General features: G+C 71.4%; 19 protein-coding genes. 10 read left to right on the top strand and 9 right to left on the bottom strand.

All coding sequences use genetic code 11. From position 1 onward, the window contains the following. Together GA0070612_RS00005 and GA0070612_RS00010 are read right to left on the bottom strand one after the other, a co-directional pair. The coding region (locus GA0070612_RS00005; RefSeq protein WP_088986021.1) for a PfkB family carbohydrate kinase at nt 1-761 on the bottom strand (761 nt) is incomplete at its 3' end. A 24-nt stretch (nt 762-785) separates the two neighbouring features. After that, entirely contained in the window at nt 786-1,628 is an 843-nt protein-coding gene (locus GA0070612_RS00010; RefSeq protein WP_088986022.1) for an ABC transporter ATP-binding protein, read from the bottom strand. 131 nt (nt 1,629-1,759) lie between these two features. Between GA0070612_RS00010 and GA0070612_RS00015 the strand changes: the two genes are divergently transcribed. Together GA0070612_RS00015 and GA0070612_RS00020 are read left to right on the top strand one after the other, a co-directional pair. Further along, nucleotides 1,760-2,767 (top strand): ABC transporter ATP-binding protein, encoded by a 1,008-nt coding sequence (locus tag GA0070612_RS00015; protein WP_088986023.1) that lies wholly within the window; start codon nt 1,760-1,762, stop codon nt 2,765-2,767. Then, on the top strand, nt 2,764-3,774 hold the full coding sequence (locus tag GA0070612_RS00020) for an ABC transporter permease subunit (protein WP_088986024.1): 1,011 nt from the start codon (nt 2,764-2,766) through the stop codon (nt 3,772-3,774). The genes GA0070612_RS00015 and GA0070612_RS00020 overlap by 4 nt, the downstream gene beginning before the upstream one ends. A gap of 109 nt (nt 3,775-3,883) precedes the next feature. Here the strand turns inward: GA0070612_RS00020 and GA0070612_RS00025 are convergent, their stop codons facing one another. Further along, nucleotides 3,884-5,059 carry an ROK family transcriptional regulator gene (locus GA0070612_RS00025; RefSeq protein ID WP_088986025.1) on the bottom strand — a complete coding sequence of 392 codons (1,176 nt, stop codon included), beginning with the start codon at nt 5,057-5,059 and terminating at the stop codon, nt 3,884-3,886. 168 nt (nt 5,060-5,227) lie between these two features. On the opposite strand from GA0070612_RS00025, the gene GA0070612_RS00030 reads away from it, so the two are divergent. Then, nucleotides 5,228-6,682 carry a glycoside hydrolase family 3 N-terminal domain-containing protein gene (locus tag GA0070612_RS00030; RefSeq protein WP_088986026.1) on the top strand — a complete coding sequence of 485 codons (1,455 nt, stop codon included), beginning with the start codon at nt 5,228-5,230 and terminating at the stop codon, nt 6,680-6,682. Nucleotides 6,683-6,950: 268 nt separating this feature from the next. On the opposite strand, the gene GA0070612_RS00035 is transcribed toward GA0070612_RS00030, so the two are convergent. Next, nucleotides 6,951-7,613 (bottom strand): GNAT family N-acetyltransferase, encoded by a 663-nt coding sequence (locus tag GA0070612_RS00035; protein WP_088986027.1) that lies wholly within the window; start codon nt 7,611-7,613, stop codon nt 6,951-6,953. 171 nt (nt 7,614-7,784) lie between these two features. Between GA0070612_RS00035 and GA0070612_RS00040 the strand changes: the two genes are divergently transcribed. From GA0070612_RS00040 to GA0070612_RS00055, 4 genes are all read left to right on the top strand, one after another. Next, entirely contained in the window at nt 7,785-7,976 is a 192-nt protein-coding gene (locus GA0070612_RS00040; protein ID WP_088986028.1) for a DNA repair protein, read from the top strand. A 63-nt stretch (nt 7,977-8,039) separates the two neighbouring features. Continuing rightward, nucleotides 8,040-8,294 (top strand): type II toxin-antitoxin system VapB family antitoxin, encoded by a 255-nt coding sequence (locus tag GA0070612_RS00045; RefSeq protein WP_088986029.1) that lies wholly within the window; start codon nt 8,040-8,042, stop codon nt 8,292-8,294. After that, on the top strand, nt 8,294-8,713 hold the full coding sequence (locus tag GA0070612_RS00050; protein ID WP_088986030.1) for a PIN domain nuclease: 420 nt from the start codon (nt 8,294-8,296) through the stop codon (nt 8,711-8,713). Before GA0070612_RS00045 ends, GA0070612_RS00050 begins: the two co-directional genes overlap by 1 nt. A 110-nt stretch (nt 8,714-8,823) precedes the next feature. Further along, nucleotides 8,824-9,342, top strand: a complete 519-nt coding sequence (locus GA0070612_RS00055) for a hypothetical protein (protein ID WP_088986031.1) — start codon at nt 8,824-8,826, stop codon at nt 9,340-9,342. A gap of 4 nt (nt 9,343-9,346) precedes the next feature. On the opposite strand, the gene GA0070612_RS00060 is transcribed toward GA0070612_RS00055, so the two are convergent. Further along, the gene (locus GA0070612_RS00060; protein ID WP_088986032.1) at nt 9,347-9,661 is read right to left on the bottom strand and encodes a hypothetical protein; all 315 of its coding nucleotides are present in this window, start codon (nt 9,659-9,661) and stop codon (nt 9,347-9,349) included. Between the two features lie 113 nt (nt 9,662-9,774). Here GA0070612_RS00060 and GA0070612_RS00065 point away from each other — a divergent pair, with 113 nt between their 5' ends. Then, complete coding sequence (locus GA0070612_RS00065; protein WP_157742380.1) at nt 9,775-10,002, top strand: hypothetical protein; 228 nt, start codon at nt 9,775-9,777, stop codon at nt 10,000-10,002. 93 nt (nt 10,003-10,095) lie between these two features. Here the strand turns inward: GA0070612_RS00065 and GA0070612_RS00070 are convergent, their stop codons facing one another. Both GA0070612_RS00070 and GA0070612_RS00075 read right to left on the bottom strand, forming a co-directional pair. After that, entirely contained in the window at nt 10,096-10,848 is a 753-nt protein-coding gene (locus GA0070612_RS00070) for a Clp protease N-terminal domain-containing protein (protein ID WP_088986034.1), read from the bottom strand. Nucleotides 10,849-10,907: 59 nt separating this feature from the next. Further along, the gene (locus GA0070612_RS00075; RefSeq protein ID WP_088986035.1) at nt 10,908-11,912 is read right to left on the bottom strand and encodes a glycosyltransferase; all 1,005 of its coding nucleotides are present in this window, start codon (nt 11,910-11,912) and stop codon (nt 10,908-10,910) included. A gap of 118 nt (nt 11,913-12,030) precedes the next feature. Between GA0070612_RS00075 and GA0070612_RS00080 the strand changes: the two genes are divergently transcribed. Further along, nucleotides 12,031-12,846 carry a DUF72 domain-containing protein gene (locus GA0070612_RS00080; RefSeq protein WP_197699388.1) on the top strand — a complete coding sequence of 272 codons (816 nt, stop codon included), beginning with the start codon at nt 12,031-12,033 and terminating at the stop codon, nt 12,844-12,846. Nucleotides 12,847-12,854: 8 nt separating this feature from the next. Here the strand turns inward: GA0070612_RS00080 and GA0070612_RS00085 are convergent, their stop codons facing one another. After that, on the bottom strand, nt 12,855-14,687 hold the full coding sequence (locus GA0070612_RS00085; protein ID WP_088986037.1) for a glycoside hydrolase family 15 protein: 1,833 nt from the start codon (nt 14,685-14,687) through the stop codon (nt 12,855-12,857). A gap of 306 nt (nt 14,688-14,993) precedes the next feature. Here GA0070612_RS00085 and GA0070612_RS00090 point away from each other — a divergent pair, with 306 nt between their 5' ends. Continuing rightward, nucleotides 14,994-15,422, top strand: coding sequence for a VOC family protein (locus tag GA0070612_RS00090; protein WP_088986038.1), 429 nt, complete (start codon nt 14,994-14,996; stop codon nt 15,420-15,422). A gap of 7 nt (nt 15,423-15,429) precedes the next feature. Here the strand turns inward: GA0070612_RS00090 and GA0070612_RS00095 are convergent, their stop codons facing one another. Next, nucleotides 15,430-16,629, bottom strand: coding sequence for an FUSC family protein (locus GA0070612_RS00095; protein ID WP_088986039.1), 1,200 nt, complete (start codon nt 16,627-16,629; stop codon nt 15,430-15,432). Between the last annotated feature and the right edge of the window lie 60 nt (nt 16,630-16,689).

Genomic DNA, 16,689 nt, shown 5'->3' on the forward strand with positions numbered 1-16,689 from the left:
CCGACGGCCAGCGCGGCGGTGAACGCGTCGCCCGCGGCGGTGGAGTCGACCACGTCGACGGGGACCGCCGGCACGTGCACCTCGGTGCCGTCCCGGTCGACGTACCAGGCGCCCTCACCACCGAGAGTGAGCACGGCCCTGGGGGTCAGGTCGAGCAGCGCCCGGGGGTCGTCCCGGCCTCGACCGGCCAACGTGCGCGCCTCGCCCTCGTTGACGACCAGCAGGTCCACCGATGCGAGCAGCTCGGGCGGAAGGTCGCGGGCCGGGGCGGCGTTGAGGATGACCCGGGTGCCGGCGGCGCGGGCGGCCACCGCGGCGGCCGTCACTGTCGACACCGGGATCTCCAGTTGGGCGACGAGGACGTCGGCCACGCCCACCGTGGCCAGCTCGTCCCCGGTGAGGTCGACCAGCGCGTCGTTGGCCCCGGGGGTGACCAGGATGGCGTTCTCGCCCTGCGCGTTCACCATCACCAGGGCCACGCCGGAGGTGCCGTAGGCCACCCGCAGGTGACTGGTGTCCACCCCGGCCGCCGTCATGCGGGCCTTGAGGGTGACGCCGAAGGCGTCCGAGCCGATCGCGCCGAGGAACGAGCAGGACGCGCCGGCCCGCGCCGCGGCGACGGCCTGGTTGGCCCCCTTACCCCCGGGCACCATCATGAAGTCGGTGCCGAGCATGGTCTCGCCACGTTTCGGCAACGCGGGCGCCATCCCGACCAGATCCATGTTGGCGCTGCCCACCACGGCGACCCGGGTCTGCGGCACTGTCGTCTCCGCCTGGCCCGTCGCTCAGGCGGCCCGAGCGGTGTACCGCTCGCCGGAGCGCTCGACCACCAGCGGCAGGCCGAAGGTCTTGGAGAGGTTGTCCCCGGTCAGGGTGTCGCCGAGCAGGCCCTGAGCGACCACGCCACCCTCGCGCAGCAACAGCGCGTGGGTGAACCCCGGCGGGATCTCCTCGACGTGGTGGGTGACCAGCACCATCGCCGGGGCGTCCGGGTCGTACGCCAGGTCGGCCAGTCGGGCGACCAGGTCCTCCCGACCGCCCAGGTCGAGCCCGGCGGCCGGCTCGTCGAGCAGCAGCAGCTCCGGGTCGGTCATCAGGGCCCGGGCGATCTGCACCCGCTTGCGCTCTCCCTCGGAGAGGGTGCCGTAGCGGCGTTCGGCGAGCCCGCCGACCCCGAGCTGGCTCAGCAGCGCTCGGGCCCGCGCCTCGTCGGCAGGGTCGTAGTTCTCCCGCCAGCGGCCGACCACCGACCAGGCGGCGGTCACCACGACGTCGCTGACCCGCTCGTCGGCGGGCAGTCGCTCGGCGACCGCGGCGGTGGTGAGCCCGATGCGGGTACGCAGCTCGTTGACGTCGGTGCGGCCGATCCGTTCGCCGAGCACGTGCGCGACACCCGTGGTGGGGTGCAGTCGGCCGGAGGCCAGGTTGAGGAGTGTCGTCTTGCCGGCACCGTTGGAGCCGAGCACCACCCACCGCTCGTCCAGCTCGACGCGCCAGGTCAGGTCCTGCAGGAGGGCGGTGCCGGAGCGGCGTACACCCACGCCGTCGAGGCTGACCACCAGATCCGGGTCGACGGGGGCGGCGGCAGGCGCGGCGCCGGCGGCGCCGGGGATCAGGTCACCAGTCACCGCTCCATCCAACCACGCAGCGACGCGGCGCCCCCCACGGGCGGCGCCCCGGCCATAGGGTGAAGCGCCGTGTCATTGATCACCAAACCTGAAGGACCGCCCATGCCCCGTCGAGGTAGGGAGCCGCGCGGATGAGCGCGGTCATTGAGATTGAGGGTCTGCGCAAGACCTTCCACAGCGTGCGCAACGGCCGACGGGTGGCGGTGGACGGGTTCGACCTGCTGGTCGAGGAGGGCCAGATCCACGGTTTCCTCGGCCCCAACGGTTCCGGCAAGACCACCACCCTGCGCGCCCTGCTCGGGCTGGTACGCGCCGACAGCGGACGGATGACGGTGCTGGGTGCGCCGTCGCCGGAGTCGCTGCCCCGGGTGGCGGGGCAGGTCGGCGCCATCGTGGAGAGTCCGCAGTTCTTCGGCAACTTCACCGGCTACCGCACCCTGCGGTTGTTGGCGCGTGCCGGCGGGGTGCCGCTCTCGCGGGTGGACGAGGCGCTGGAGACGGTGGGCCTACGCGACCGGGGCGACGAGCGGGTGAAGGGCTACTCGCTGGGCATGAGGCAGCGCCTGGCGGTGGCGTCCGCGCTGCTGAAGGACCCACGGTTGCTCATCCTGGACGAGCCGGCGAACGGGCTGGACCCGGCGGGTATCCGGGAGATGCGGGACCTGATGCGGTCGCTCGCGGCGGCCGGGGTGACAGTGCTGGTGTCCAGTCACATCCTGGGTGAGATCCAGCTGATCTGCGACCACGTCACGATCATTTCGCATGGGCGTCGGGTGGCTGCCGGTCGGGTGGACGAGGTGCTGGCGGGTTACGACAGGCACGAGTTCCTGGTGCGGGTCGCCGAGGCCGAGCGCGCTGTCGAGCTGCTGCACGCGGCCGGGCTGACGGCGGCGGTCGACGGCGAGGCGCTGGTGGTGAGCGGGGTGAGTGACCCGACGGTGGTCAGCCGGACGCTCGGCGAGCAGGATCTGTGGGTGGGCGAGCTGACCCCGCTCCGGCCGGATCTGGAGAGCGTCTTCCTGGAGTTGACGGGCGCGTACGAGCATCCGTCGGTGCCCCGGCAGGTCGACGACGCGGCGCTGTCGTACGCCGATCGGGGCGACGCTGTGATCAATCTTGATCGGGGAGTGGACGCGTGAACCTGGTCCGTGCCGAGGTGGAGCGGCTGTCGGCCCGTCGCTTCGTGCAGCTCATGGTCGTTCTGCTGGCGTTCGCCTTCGCTGTCACGGCGGCGACCACCCTGGCGGGTTCCCACAAGCCGAGCGCGGCCGAGATGAACTCGGCGCGGGCTCAGGCCGTCGAGGCGCGGCAGGGAATGGAGGTGGCTCACCAGCAGTGCCTGGCGCGACAGAACAGCACGCTTCCGCAGAGCGACATGGACCAGTACTTCCCCCAGGACTGCTCGGAGATCGATCCGATCCGGCAGGATCGGTTGCCGATCGCCGCCGACTTCCTGCCGGGGGTGTTCAGCTTCGCCAACCAGGCGCTGCCACTGCTCTATTTTCTCATCGCGTTCCTGGTGCTGTTCGGGTTCCTGGTCGGCGCCTCCTATATCGGCGCGGATCTGAACTCCGGTGGCGTGGTGAACCTGCTGCTCTGGCGACCGCGCCGGTTGACGGTGCTCGCGACCAAGTTGGGCACCCTGCTCGGCATGGTGCTGGTCCTGTCCCTGATCGCGTCGGTGGCCTACCTCGCCACGTTCTGGGTGATCGGGCAGGCCGCCGGACTACCCGGCCGGCTGGGCGGTGAGTTCTGGCGTTCGCTCGGCGCGGTGCACCTCCGTGGCGTGGTGCTGGTGCTGCTGGCCTCCGCGTTGGGCTTCGCCATCGCCACACTGGGTCGGCACACGTCGGCGGCGCTGGGGGCGGCGGCCGCGTATTTGGTGGTGTGGGAGTTGGGCGGCCGCCTGATCCTGGAGATCATCGACGCCCGGCGGCCGGACCGGTTCATGCTCTCCAGCCACATCCAGGCCTGGCTCACCGCGAAGGCGGATTTCTGGGACACCTGCCCGGGCAGCTCGGGCACGGCCTACTGCGACGGCTCCTACGCCCTGACCTGGGGTCCGGCCCTGGTGGTGCTGCTCGCGCTCACCGGCGGACTGACCGCGGCGGCGTTCGCCGTGTTCCGTCGCCGCGACCTGATCTGAGCCAGGACCCGTCGGGCCGACCCTCGGGGGTCGGCCCGACGGGTCGGCAAGGGCTTGCAACCTGCGGACCAGCGGTGAAATATTCCTTCACATGACCGCCGCAGCGGGCTCAGCCGACGGTGGAGCCGAACACCTCGTCGCGCACGGCGTCCAGCGCGGTGCGCAGCGCGCCGTGCAGGATCGGCTCCTCGGTCAGCCCGGTCGGCACCACCCGGGGCCGGACCAGGGTGATCGCCGCGACCTCCTGCTGCACCCGATCGGCGAGCGCCGCGCCACCGGCCTGACCCACCTCGCCGGCGAGCACCACGAGCGGCGGGTCGAGCACCACGCAGGTGCTGGCCACGCCGATCGCGAGCCGGCGGGCCAACTCGTCGAGCATCGGGCCGCCGTCGGCGCCGGCCGCGACGGCAGCGCGGACCGCCTCGGCGGCGTCGCTGTCCGGGTAGCCGTGCTCACCGGCCACCGCCCGCACCGAGTCCGCGCCGACGAGCTGCTGGAAGGCCGGCTTGGCGCGCCGGGAGACGTCGCGCGGGATGGGCGCGCCGGGCACCGGCAGGTAGCCGATCTCGCCGGCCGCGCCGCTGCTGCCGTGGTGCAGCCGCCCGCCCAGCATGATCGCCAGGCCGACACCCGCACCCACCCACACCAGCACGAAGTCCGAGAGCCCCTGCGCCGCGCCGGACTGCGCCTCGGCCACCGCGGCCAGGTTGACGTCGTTCTCGAAGACGACCGGGGTGTGCAGGTCCTCACGCAACGCGGCGAGCAGGCCGCTGTGCCAGCGCGGCAGGTTGAAGGCGAACGTGATGTCGCCAGTGCCCGGGTCGACCAGACCCGGAGTGCCGAGCACGATCCGCCGTACGCTGCTCAGCTGCGCCTGGGCACTGCTCGCAGCCTGCACCACGGCGTTGTGCACCACGCCCACCGGATCGTCGGTGTCCCGGGTCGACTGCTCCACCCGGCCGATGACCGCACCGGTGATGTCGGCACAGGCGGCCACCACCCGGTCCGGCCCGACGTCGACCCCGACCACGTGCGCGCTGCTCGGACGAACCGCGTAGAGCTGGGCGTTCGGCCCGCGCCCGCCGGCCTGCTCACCCACCCGCGTGACGAGGCCGCGCTCCTCCAGCCGCTCGACGAGCTGCGAGGCGGTGACCTTCGACAGCCCGGTCAGCTCGCCGAGCCGGGCCCTGGTCAGCGGGCCGCGTTCGAGGAGCAGTTCCAGCGCGGCACGGTCGTTGAGCGCCCGCAACAGGCGGGGGGTGCCGGGTAGCCGGGTCGCACTCATGACACGTCCTCTATTTTTAGTAAACTTTGCTAACTGTAAACCGACCTGCGAACGGGTAGCCGTAGCGTAACGGTCACCCGACGGTGGGACGCTCGGCCGACTCGGCAGGGCCAGGACCACCACAGGTATGACGTTTCATACCCGCCGGGCACCGAAGGGGGAGATCACGTGGGGTTGGATCCAGGACTGCGCCGGCTGGCGCTGGGCACGTTGCTGGCCGCGTACCCGGGACCCGTACCGCCGGACTGGGCGGTCGACCTGCTGGCCGACGGGCTGGCCGGGCACACCCTGTTCGGCACCAACGTGCACGACCCCGCACAACTGGCGGCGAGCACCGCCGCGCTGCGCGCGGGACGGCCGGACGTGCTGATCGCCATCGACGAGGAGGGTGGCGACGTGACCCGGCTGGCACACGCCACCGGCAGCCCGTACCCCGGCAACGCCGCCCTCGGCGCGATCGGTGACGTGGCGCTCACCCGCCGGGTCTACCAGGCGATCGGCGCCGAACTGGCCGCGCTCGGCATCACCGTCAACCTCGCCCCGACGGTGGACGTCAACACCGCCGACGACAACCCGGTGATCGGCACCCGGTCCTTCGGCGCGGATCCGGTGCGGGTCGCCGCCCACTCCGCGGCCGCCGTGACCGGCCTGCAGGCCGCCGGCGTGGCCGCCTGCGCCAAACACTTCCCCGGGCACGGCGCCACCGTCACCGACTCCCACCACGAGCTGCCCACCGTGGACGCCCCACTGGCCCTGCTGCGCCAGCGGGACCTCCCGCCGTTCGCCGCGGTCGTCGCCGCCGGGGCACGGGCCGTGATGACGGCGCACATCCGGGTTCCGGCGCTGACCGGAGACGACCCGGCCACCTTCAGCCGGGCCGTCCTGGTCGACCTGCTCCGCGCCGAGTTCGGCTTCACCGGCGTCGTCATCACCGACGCCCTGGAGATGAAGGGCGCAGCGGTGGCCGCCGGCGGGGTGGGTCCGGCCGCCGTCCGGGCCCTGGCTGCCGGTGCCGACCTGCTCTGCATCGGCGCCACTGTCGACGCCACACTGGTCGAGCTGGTGGCCGCCGAGATCGTCGACGCGCTCACCGACGGCCGCCTGGCGACCGCCCGGGTCGAGGAGGCCGCCGGTCGCACCGCCGACCTCGCCGCCTGGACCCGGGCCGCCGTCGGGTCGCCGACCACCGACGACACCGACCTGGGGTACGCGGCAGCCCGCCGCGCCGTCCGCGTCGACGGCGTGCTCACCGGCTTGGACCAGCCGCTCGTGGTGCACCTGCACACCGAGTCGACGATTGCGGAGGGGCGGGTGCCGTGGGGCCTCGGCCCACACCTCGACGGGGCGCAGGAGCTCCGGGTGATCGCCACCGACGCCGACCCGTCGCGCCTGCGCGGGCTGGCCGGTGACCGACCCATCGTGCTGGTCGGGCGGCACCTGCACCGGCTGCCCGGCGGTCCGGAGCTGATCAACGGACTGGCCGCCCAGCATGCCGTGACGGTGGTGGAGATGGGCTGGCCGGCCCAGTGGCGGCCAACCGGCGTACGCGCCTTCGTCACCACCTACGGCGCGAGCCACGCCAACGGGCGAGCGGCGGCAGAGGTGCTCGGTCTGACCCGATAGCTTGACCCGACAGCGGAACACCCACCCCGGTGCTGCACGCTACGTCACCGTTGGTCGGAGCCGGCGTGAACAGCTCAACCGCAGGTCAAGTCCGCTTTTCGACACTCCGAACCGACAGCCTAAGCCTTGCTCCACGCCTGTTCGATACGTAGCGTGATCGACATGCTCCGGTTCGCGCACAGCGTGACCGGCGCACCGGAACCGGGGCCTGGGGGGAGGTTGCGGACCGTGGATCCGGCCCGGGATCCACGGTCCGCGCCCATTACCCTCAGCGCGGATAGACCCCGTACGCCCGCCAGCCCCGATCCGGAAACCCGGCGGCTTCGGCCACCCGGGCCGAGGCGTGGTTGTCCCGCTCGTGCAGATAGGTCGGCACCGCCCCCTCGTCGAGGACCCGTCGTGCCGCCTGGGCCACGAGTCGGCGGGCGAGGCCACGCCCCTGGGCGGCCGGCACCGTGCCGACGGCCAACTCGTGCCCGTACGCGTCGTGCCGCTTGATGCCGGCACCCGCCAGGTAGGCGCCGTCCGGGTCGCGGACCACCAGCACCGGCTGGTCGAAGAGCCGTAACCAGGGCGGCAACCCGGGAGCCGTCGGGTCGGTCCACTCCCCCACGTCGGGAAGCGGGGCGGGAGCCAGGCTCCACCGGAAGGAGCCGTCGTGCACGCACCAGTCCGGCAGCCCCACGGCCTCCGGCAGGGCGGCGAGTAGCCGGTCCGGTGCACGCCGGACCAGCGAGCGGATCGCCGCCACCCGTTCCGGCGCGACGGAGAGGACACCGCTCTGCCCGGTGTCCACGGCGAGCGCGGGCCGCAGTCGACCGTCCCAGGCCGGTTGGGCCCGCCGGCGGGAGGCGACCACGTGCAACCCGGGCCCGGCCGGCCACTGGCCGAGCCAGCTGGCGAGGTGCAGTTGGAGCCGCCGGTCGAGCATGCAGACCTCCCCCCGTCCCCCGACCCGTCGTGGATCACCGTACGCCGCAGGGCGCGGTCGGGCGGACGAACCGTGCGGCCGGACCGGCAGCGGGCGAGCGGAACCAGACAAACAAATCGACCGTCATATCTATTTCCATACCTGGTCACCTTTGTTTGGAACGGTGAACGCATGCCGATGCAGCCGAACGACTACCAGCAGGACCCCGAGCGACTCTGGCAGACGGCGGAGACCGTCGGCGGCATCCCGCCCCAGCCCCGCTACCGCCACCCGCGAGCGGTGGGCGCAGGGGACCTCTCGTGGTGCGGGCTGAACAAACTGTCCGACGGCAACTCCACCCGGCATCGGCTGAACCGCCGTTGACGCACCATCGTATGAGCACTTCTGGTGCCACGCGAGAGCGTAAACTGGTGTATGTTTCGCCTCATGACTCGCATCACCGTGGACGTGAACGACGAGTGGTTGGACGCCGCCCGGGAGGTCCTCGGCACGGACACCAAGGTGGCCACCATCAATGCCGCCCTGCACGCGTTCGCCATCCGTCGGCAGGCTCGCGAGATCGTCGCCGCCTTCGACCAGGTGGAGATGGACTTCACCGGGTCCATCGACGCCTGGCGCCACGGCGGCGGCCGCGACCTGGGCTCACTCGCCGAGCAGGCGCGCGGCACCGAGGCAGCCTGATGGCGGGGCAGATCTACCTCGCCGACACCTCGGTCTACGTCCTACAGGGTCGCCACCCGTCGGTTCGGCGGCGCTTCGAGACACTATTGGCCGAGGGACGGCTGGCCGCCTGCCAGATGACCAGCCTCGAATATCTGAACAACGCACCCCACCCGAAGGGTTACGAAATCCTCTGGCAGGCACTGCGGGGGCATCGCTGGCTGGATGTGTCGACAGCAGCGATGGACCGAGCCCTGGCGGTCCACCGCGTCCTCGCGGCTGACAGCCAGCACCGCCACTTCCGGCTACCCGATCTGATCATCGCAGCGACCGCAGAACAGCACGGCGCTACGGTGCTGCACTACGACGCCGACTACGACCGGATCAGCGCCGTGACCGGCCAGCCCACCGAGTGGGTCGCGCCGAAGGGCAGCCTCTGAGCCTCCTGAGCGGGCGACACACCGGGGAGGTCCAGCGGCGGCTTTCGCACACCTGTCGGGTAATTTCTTGTGGTCCGGCATCCCGGCCTACGACAGGAGAAGCTCCGCGCATGGGCAAGAAGACGATCCACGTCTCCGACTTCACCGGCACGGTTCTGCAGCAGGACGACGAGGTGGTCCGCGTCGTGGTGCTGGAGCACCCGGACCTGGTCGCCGGGCCCGTGCAGTTGGACGCCACGCCGACCGAGGTGGAGAGCATCGACGACGCCGCCCTGGACGTGGCGGTGGTCGAGATCCACGATCGGCACGGCGGTGGCGAGCCCCGCCGGGTGGTGTTGACCGCCAGCGAGTTCGACGCGATGGCCACCGACGTGCCGATGGCTCAGCTGCTGAAGACGGCCGAGCGGGTCCGCCCACCCAAGGCCCGCAAGAGCGCCGAGAAGATCGACTACGGCACGTTGGAACACGCCGGCAAGCCGCACCGCGGTCGGGTCACCGAGGAGGAGGCCCGACTGGTACGCGAGCAGCTCGACGAGGTGAACAAGCGCCTCGCCGACGCGGGCGTGCGCCAGATCGACCCGACCGACCCGGAGCACGCTCTGCGCTACGGCTTTCCGGACGCCTCCTGACCGATCAGGTCAGCAGGCCTTCTTCGTCGCGGAAGGCGGTCTCGGTGACCGCCTTCCGCTCACCGGCCGACCCACCGGTCAGGACCTGCTCCGGCCCGAGCCCGGTCACCTCGCCGCCACCGTCGCGGTCGATGGTCCAACTCTTGGCGGGCGTGGCGTCCACGGTGTAGACGCTGATCCGATCCGCTGTGAAGTCGGCACACTCCGCTATGACCAGGGCCGGTTGCCCATCGGCCACACGTAGTGCGAGCACCGGCTTGGCCGCCGGGGAGCAGGCGGTCAGCCCCGCCAGGGCGGCGAGCGTCACCAGGACGCCCACCGCCCGAATCCGTCCTCTGGTCAACATCCTCCGCTGAGCACGAGACGATGATCCAACACTTGGACCAGTCAATGATCGGCTTGCCGTACTCCCAGCATTTGCCCTTGTACGGGTTGGCACCGACTTCCCACGGGTTGCGCCGTGGTGGTGGCAGCCGCAGTCTGCTCATCGACACCGCCGGGCACGTGGTCGTCGAACGGGATCGACTCGTGGCCCAGGGCCGGTGGGCGGTGTTGCGCGCGGACCTGCGCTCCTTCGTCGCCGACCGTGGGGTGACCGACGGCGACGGCGTCCGGTTAGGGCTCGACTATCTGCTCGTGACGGCAGCGCCGGTCGCCTGACGCGAGCCGGCGACGCCGCGCGAGGGTGGGCAGAGCGCGCCGTCCCGGAGCGGCGACATCACTCGCGGGACGGCTCGAACGGTTCCACAATGCCTAACCGGCGTCGCCACTCTTCCACGCGGCGCTGACCGCGGCGGCGAGCGCGGTGGCGAGATCGGCCTCCACCGCCGCCTTCTCCAGGCCGAGACTGGTGAGCACGCCGGCGCCGTCCTCCTGCTCCAGCAGGGCGAGCAGGATGTGCTCGGTGCCGATGTAGTTGTGCCCGAGGCGCAGCGCCTCCCGGAAGGTCAGCTCCAACGCCTTCTTGCCACGGGCGTCGTACGGGATCAGGTCCGGCACCTGCTCGACCCGGGGCGGAAGGGCGGCGGCGACCGCCTCCCGCACCACCTCGGGTGTGACGCCCAGGTCAGCCATCACCCGGGCGGCGAGCGCCTCCGGTTCCGCGAGCAGCCCCAGCACCAGGTGCTCGGGCCCGATCTCGGCGTTGCCGTTGGCGCGGGCCTCCTCCTGCGAGGCCATCACCACGTTGCGGGCGCGGGGGGTGAACCGGCTGAAGCCGGCGTTCGGGTCGAGCGCGGCGGCGTCGGTGGAGGCTTTCGGCACGAAGCGTTTCTGGGCGGCCTGCTTGCTGACGCCCATGCTGCGGCCGATGTCGGTCCAGGAGGCACCCGAGCGGCGGGCCTGGTCGACGAAGTGGCCGATCAGGTGATCGGCGACCTCACCGAGGTGGTCGGCGGCGATGACCGCGTCGGTGAGCTGGTCCAGGGCGTCGGTGTGCGCCGTCTTGATCGCCTGGATCAGGTCGTCGAGCTTGACCGTGTTGCTCATGGGGATGGGCTCCGTCATGCGTCAACCATAGGTTGACAAAGTCCCGGCGTCAACCTTGAGTTGACGCATGGACGCCCTCATCCGACGAACTCCGGCAGTCGCCGGGCGACGACCGCCGGTGACGGCATCCGGGCGATCTCCTCGGCGACGTCCCGGGCCGCCTCGCGCTGCGCGGCGTGCCGCGACAGCAGGTGGCGGGCCTGCTCGGCGACGGCGCTCGCGTCCACCTCCCCGGGGAGGATCCGCAGGGCGAGACCGGCGGCACTGAGCACGTCGGCGTTGGCGAACTGGTCAGCGCCCTGCGGCAGCATCACCTGCGGTACGCCGGCCGCGAGCGCGCCCAGGGTGGTGCCGCTGCCGCCGTGGTGCACCACCACGTCGACCAGCGGCAACAGTTCCGCCTGTGACACCCACCGACGCACGGTGACGTGGTCGGGGATCTCGCCGAGCTGCTCCGGTGGCACACGACCCGCCGCGACCACCACCTGCGCGTCCACTGTCGACAGACCGGCGATGGCCGTACGGAGCAGCTCGGCCGTGCCGAACGCGGTGCCGAGGGTCAGATAGATCAACGGTCGAGACGCCCGGCGGCTCAGTCGTTCGGGCAACGGGGCCGGTGTGGAGAAGGCGACCGGGCGCAGCTCGATCCGGCGTTCCGTGGCGAGGAAGGTCTCGTCCTGCAGGGAGGGCGGCCAGATGTCGAGGTGCGGCCGACCGACGACCTCGGCGTTCCTGGTGGGGAGTTCGAGGCCGATGCCCTCGGGGATCATTCGGCCGAACCCGTGCCAGATGCTCGGGATGCCGGCCCGGCGAGCGGCGACGCCGGCTCCCGGCAACCCCCACCCGTGCACCACCAGGTCGGGGCGCAGTCGCGCCAACTCCGGTTCGAGGTCCTCCGCGTACACCTCGTAGAAGGCGTCGGCGGGACGGAACGGCCGCAGCCCGTTGGCGGCGAGCGGCTCGTGTACGGCCTCACCGGCGGCGAAGTGCACCTCGTGACCGGCGTCCCGGGCGGCGACCGCCAGCGGGATCAGCGGGTAGGTGTGACCGACGGACGCGAGACTGGCGAACAGGACGCGCATGACGCCGGACCCTAGCGGCAGCACCGTCGCCCGGGCCCGGTGGCCCGTATACGGTGGGCAGCGTCGAGCACGGTCACCGGGGGGAGGGGCGGTCATGCGTCTCCACGTGGGGTGCGCGATGTGGAGTCACCGGTCGTGGCCGGGCCACCGGCTGCCGCCCGCCGAACGCCTGGCGCACTACGCCGGCTGGTGCGACGCCGTGGAGGGCAACACGACGTTCTATGCGACCCCGACCCGGGACACCGTGACGTCGTGGGCCACGCAGACCGATCCCACGTTCCGGTTCGTCCCCAAGCTGCCGAAGGTCGTCACGCACGAACGACGGCTCACCGACGTGGACGAGCCACTGCGCGCCTTCCTGGACGCGATCGAGCCGCTCGGTCCGCGCGCCCATGCTCTCTGGATCCAGTTGCCCGGCTCGTTCACACCCTCCGACCTGCCCACACTGGGGCGCTTCCTGACCCGGCTTCCCCGATCCCACCGGTACGCGGTGGAGGTCCGCCATCCGTCCTTCTTCAGCGACGACCGCGCGATCCGGCTGCTGGAGGCGACCCTCACCGGCGCGTCGGCCGAGTGGATCCCCTTCGACACGACCGTCTTCTTCGCGAGCCGGCCGACCAGCGACGCGGAGCGCGACGCCTGGACCAGGAAACCCCGCGTGCCGCTCCGGTCGACGGCCCTGACCGATCAGCCGATCGTGCGCTACCTCGGCCGTGACGACTCCGCGCGCACTGTCGAGGGGTGGCAGCGCTGGGTCGACGTGACCGCCACGTGGCTCCGGGAGGGTCGTTCACCGACGATGTTCGTCCACACCCCGGACAACGCCGACGCGCCCGCGCTCGCCCGCCGGTTCCACGACGAGGTACGGGCCCGGGTGCCCGACCTCGACCCGTTGCCCGAACCGATCCCGGTCGAACCGCTGACACTGTTCTGACCGAGCCATCAGGGCTGTTCCTTCAGCAGATCGTCGAGGTGGGCGGCCGTGCTGATCAGCGAGAGGTGACTGAACGCCTGCGGGAAGTTGCCGATCTGCTCACCGGTCGGCGCGATCTCCTCGGAGTAGAGACCGAGCCTGTTGCTGTAGGTGAGCATCTTCTCGAAGGTCAACCGGGCGTCGTCGAGCCGACCGGCCAGGGCCAACGCCTGCACGTACCAGAAGGTGCACATGTTGAAGGTGCCCTCGGTGCCGGCGAGGCCGTCCGGCGAGGCCTTCGGGTCGTAGCGGTAGACCAGACTGTCGGAGACCAGGTCGACGTCCATCGCCCGCAACGTCGACTCCCACATCGGGTCCGTCGGCGAGATGAAGTTCAGCCCGGGCATCGACAGGAGCGAGGCGTCCAGGATGTCGGAACGGTAGTGCTGCACGAACGCGCCGCGCCCCTTGTCGTACCCCCGGGTCATGACCTGCTCGTAGATGGCGTCGCGTTGCGTGGACCACCGGGCGATGTCGCCGGGACGTCCGCGGCGTCGGGCGATGCGGATGGCCCGGTCGAGCGCCACCCAAGACAGCACCCGACCGTAGGTGAAGTCCTCCCGGCCGGACCGGGTCTCCCAGATGCCGTCCTCGGGCTGGTCCCAGTGCTCGCAGAGCCAGTCCATCAGCCCGGCCGTCTTCCGCCAGCCCTCGTAGGGCGCGATCAGACCGTTGCGGTCCGCGAGTTCCAACGCGACGAGCGCCTCGCCGTAGATGTCGAGTTGCAGTTGGCCGGAGGCGCCGTTGCCGATCCGCACCGGCGCCGAGCCGCGGTACCCCTCCAGGTGGCCCAGCACCTCTTCGTCGAGGTCCGGTGAGCCGTCGATCCGGTACATGACCTGTAGCGGCGAGTTGTCGTCGCGGGCCTCGCGGATGCGCGAGTCGAGCCAGAACAGGTACTTCTGGGCTTCGTCGGTGAACCCCAGACGCAGCAGCGCGTGCACCGAGAACGACGCGTCCCGGACCCAGGTGTAGCGGTAGTCCCAGTTCCGCTGCCCACCGATCTGCTCCGGGAGACCCGCCGTGGGTGCCGCGACCAGGGCGCCGGTCGGGGCGTACGTCATCAGCTTGAGGGTCATCGCCGACCGCTCGACGACCTCTCTCCAGCGGCCCGTGTAGCGGGAACCGCCGACCCACTGCCGCCAGAAGTCGCGGGTCTCGGCGAGCAGGTCGCATGCCTCGTCGGTGGTGAGCGCCCGGGGTGCGTGCGGGCAGGCGGTCTCCAGGGCCACCCCGCCGATGTCACCCTCGTGCAGGTCGAACGACGCGGACACGCCCTCGGCATCGCGTCGGATGTCTCGCGCGTCGAACTCCCGTAGCGAGTTGCGGAAGGCGGCGAGGGTGAGGGTCATCGTGGGGCTCCGGAAGACCTCGCCCTCCGGGTGCACCTCGAGTTCGTACGGATCACGCCCGTAGTTGAACCGGGGGCGGCAGTCGAAACGGAACCGCATGCTCCCCCGGACCATCCGGACCAGCCGGATCAACCGGTGCCGGTCGGTGGCGTGTTCACCGGTGACGGGCATGAAGTCCAACAACTCACCCACACCGTCAGCGGTGTGGAAACGGGTGATGAGGATCGGCGTACCGGGCAGATAGAGCTGCTTGCTCGCGTAGTCGACGCCGTCGGGAGACAGTTGGAAGTGGCCGCCCCTGCGTCGGTCCAGCAGCGCGCCGAACAGGCTCGGTGAGTCGAAGCGTGGCGCGCAGAACCAGTCGACCGTGCCGTCCTCGCTGATCAGTGCTGCCGTCTGCAGGTCACCGATCAGACCGTGCTCCCCGATGGCTGGGTAGGTCGACTGCACGCGGCCCCCTCCCGCTCGTCGTGGCGACGGCGGCGACTACCCGCAAAGAGGCCGTGACACACCTGGTTCCGGGGCGGGACGGGGCCGCCGGCCCCGTCCCGCAACCACGGTCAGCGGGCGAGGAAGGTCTTCCCAGTTTCCGGCCGGGTAGGTGCGGAGCGTGCCCACACCCGTCGCTCGGACTCCTGCGCCGACACGGGAGAGGCCAGGACGCCGACATCTTCGGGCGCGACGGCCATTGCGGAAGGGATCCGTCCGCGATCGCCGATACCGTCGCCAGCGACGACAGCGACGAGAGGACCGCAGATGAGCCTGCGAGGATTTGCCACACTCACCATCTGGGCGGACGACGTGGAGGCGGCCACCGCGTGGTACGCGGACCTCCTCGGCGTCGAGGCGTACTTCACGCGCCCCGGGCCGGACGGACGCCTCGCGTACGCCGAGTTCCGCGTCGGCGACTACCAGGCTGAACTGGGCATCATCGACCGCCGGTACGCGCCGGCCGGGGCATCCGCGTCCGGGCCCGGAGGAGTGGTGATGCACTGGCACGTCGACGACCTGGAGGCCACCGTCGACCGACTGCTGGCGCTGGGCGCCACGGAGTACCAGCCGATCACCCCGCACGGCGACGGGGGGTTCGTCACCGCGTCGGTCGTCGACCCGTTCGGCAACGTGCTGGGCGTCATGCGCAACCCGCACTACCTCGACATCCTCGCCTCGCTCACGGCGACCTGAGGCGGGGTCAGGCCCACCCGTCCGGATCCGCTGTCCGCCGGACCAGGGCCGCCGCCTTGTCGGCGTCGAGCCCGCTGGCGATGAGCAGGTCGTTCGCCGCGGTACGGAACTCGCCGGCGGCGATCATTCCGGAGTATCCCAACCGGTGCGTGTGCGGACGGCTGGGATCGGGCGCGGCCTCCCCCTGCGCCCTGCCGATCAACTCGACGGCGGTCAGGATCTGCTGCCGCGCCTCCCGTGGATCGTCCCGCGTGCGGATCATGCACCTGAGGGTCTGCACGCTGACGGCGAGCAGATCGAGCGCTTCGGGAAACTCCTCGGGTATCGGCTCGTCGTCCCGGAGCGCCCTGGTGAGCCGCCTCGCGATGGACCGACAGCTGTGCAGGCTGCGCTCCATGTGGCGGACGGCTTCGGTGTAGAAGGCCAGCGACGGGCGGTCCCGCCACCGAAGTGGCGCGAGCCGTACCACCTCCTGGGCGGCGTCGAGCCCTTCGTCCAGCGCGGTCAGTCGGGGGGACAGGGCCCGCAACGCACCCAGACCCCGCTCGGTCGCGGCGAGATCGCGGCGGCGGAGCGCTGCGGCCAGGTCGTGCAGGGCGGTGATGGCCGGGTCGATGACCGGCTCGGCCAGCCGCTGCACAGTGCGCTGCGGGTGGATGGGCACCAGCAGCAGACCGACCGCCAGCCCGATCACCCCACCGATTGCGGCGTCGACGAAGCGGGGAATGGACAGGTCACGGACGGGCGGTTCCAGGGTGGCGATGAGCACCGCGGTGGCGCCCGCCTGGGTGAGCAGTGAACCACCGCCCTTGAGCAGCAGGGCGACGATGATCGCCAGCACGACGACCACACCGGTCTGCCACGCTCCGATGCCGAACAACGGCATGAGCGTGTCACCCACGGCAAGCCCGAGGACCACCCCGACCAGCAGTTCGATGGTGCGCCGCAGACGTGAGCCCATCGAGGCCGCGACGATGCCCACCGCGGTGGTGGGCGCGAAGACCGGGGCGGAGTTGTCCAGGAACTGGTACCCGACGAACCAGGCGAGTGCCGCCGCGACGCCGGCCTGCACGGCGAGCAGCCCGTTGAGGCGCAAGCGCCAGGCGCGGGAGCGTAGCGCGTACCGCGCCCGTTTCCGCAGGCCGGCAACTGCCCGATCGGTCGGGGACGGGGCGGGGTCGCCGGACGACTCCTGCTCTGCGGGCATCGCGCGGTCTACCCGGCGGTGTCGGATCTATCCCGTCAGCGACGCGGAACAGCGTCGCTC

The organism is Micromonospora chokoriensis (assembly GCF_900091505.1).
Classification (GTDB): Bacteria; Actinomycetota; Actinomycetes; order Mycobacteriales; family Micromonosporaceae; genus Micromonospora; species Micromonospora chokoriensis.

Coding starts and splice junctions, on each gene's coding strand:
- GA0070612_RS00050 (WP_088986030.1), top strand. CDS start 8,294: ATGGCGGGGCAGATCTACCTCGCCGACACCTCGGTCTACGTCCTACAG.
- GA0070612_RS00045 (WP_088986029.1), top strand. CDS start 8,040: ATGACTCGCATCACCGTGGACGTGAACGACGAGTGGTTGGACGCCGCC.
- GA0070612_RS00080 (WP_197699388.1), top strand. CDS start 12,031: ATGTGGAGTCACCGGTCGTGGCCGGGCCACCGGCTGCCGCCCGCCGAA.
- GA0070612_RS00025 (WP_088986025.1), bottom strand. CDS start 5,059: ATGAGTGCGACCCGGCTACCCGGCACCCCCCGCCTGTTGCGGGCGCTC.
- GA0070612_RS00095 (WP_088986039.1), bottom strand. CDS start 16,629: ATGCCCGCAGAGCAGGAGTCGTCCGGCGACCCCGCCCCGTCCCCGACC.
- GA0070612_RS00070 (WP_088986034.1), bottom strand. CDS start 10,848: ATGACGGAGCCCATCCCCATGAGCAACACGGTCAAGCTCGACGACCTG.
- GA0070612_RS00055 (WP_088986031.1), top strand. CDS start 8,824: ATGGGCAAGAAGACGATCCACGTCTCCGACTTCACCGGCACGGTTCTG.
- GA0070612_RS00090 (WP_088986038.1), top strand. CDS start 14,994: ATGAGCCTGCGAGGATTTGCCACACTCACCATCTGGGCGGACGACGTG.
- GA0070612_RS00040 (WP_088986028.1), top strand. CDS start 7,785: ATGCCGATGCAGCCGAACGACTACCAGCAGGACCCCGAGCGACTCTGG.
- GA0070612_RS00015 (WP_088986023.1), top strand. CDS start 1,760: ATGAGCGCGGTCATTGAGATTGAGGGTCTGCGCAAGACCTTCCACAGC.
- GA0070612_RS00035 (WP_088986027.1), bottom strand. CDS start 7,613: ATGCTCGACCGGCGGCTCCAACTGCACCTCGCCAGCTGGCTCGGCCAG.
- GA0070612_RS00075 (WP_088986035.1), bottom strand. CDS start 11,912: ATGCGCGTCCTGTTCGCCAGTCTCGCGTCCGTCGGTCACACCTACCCG.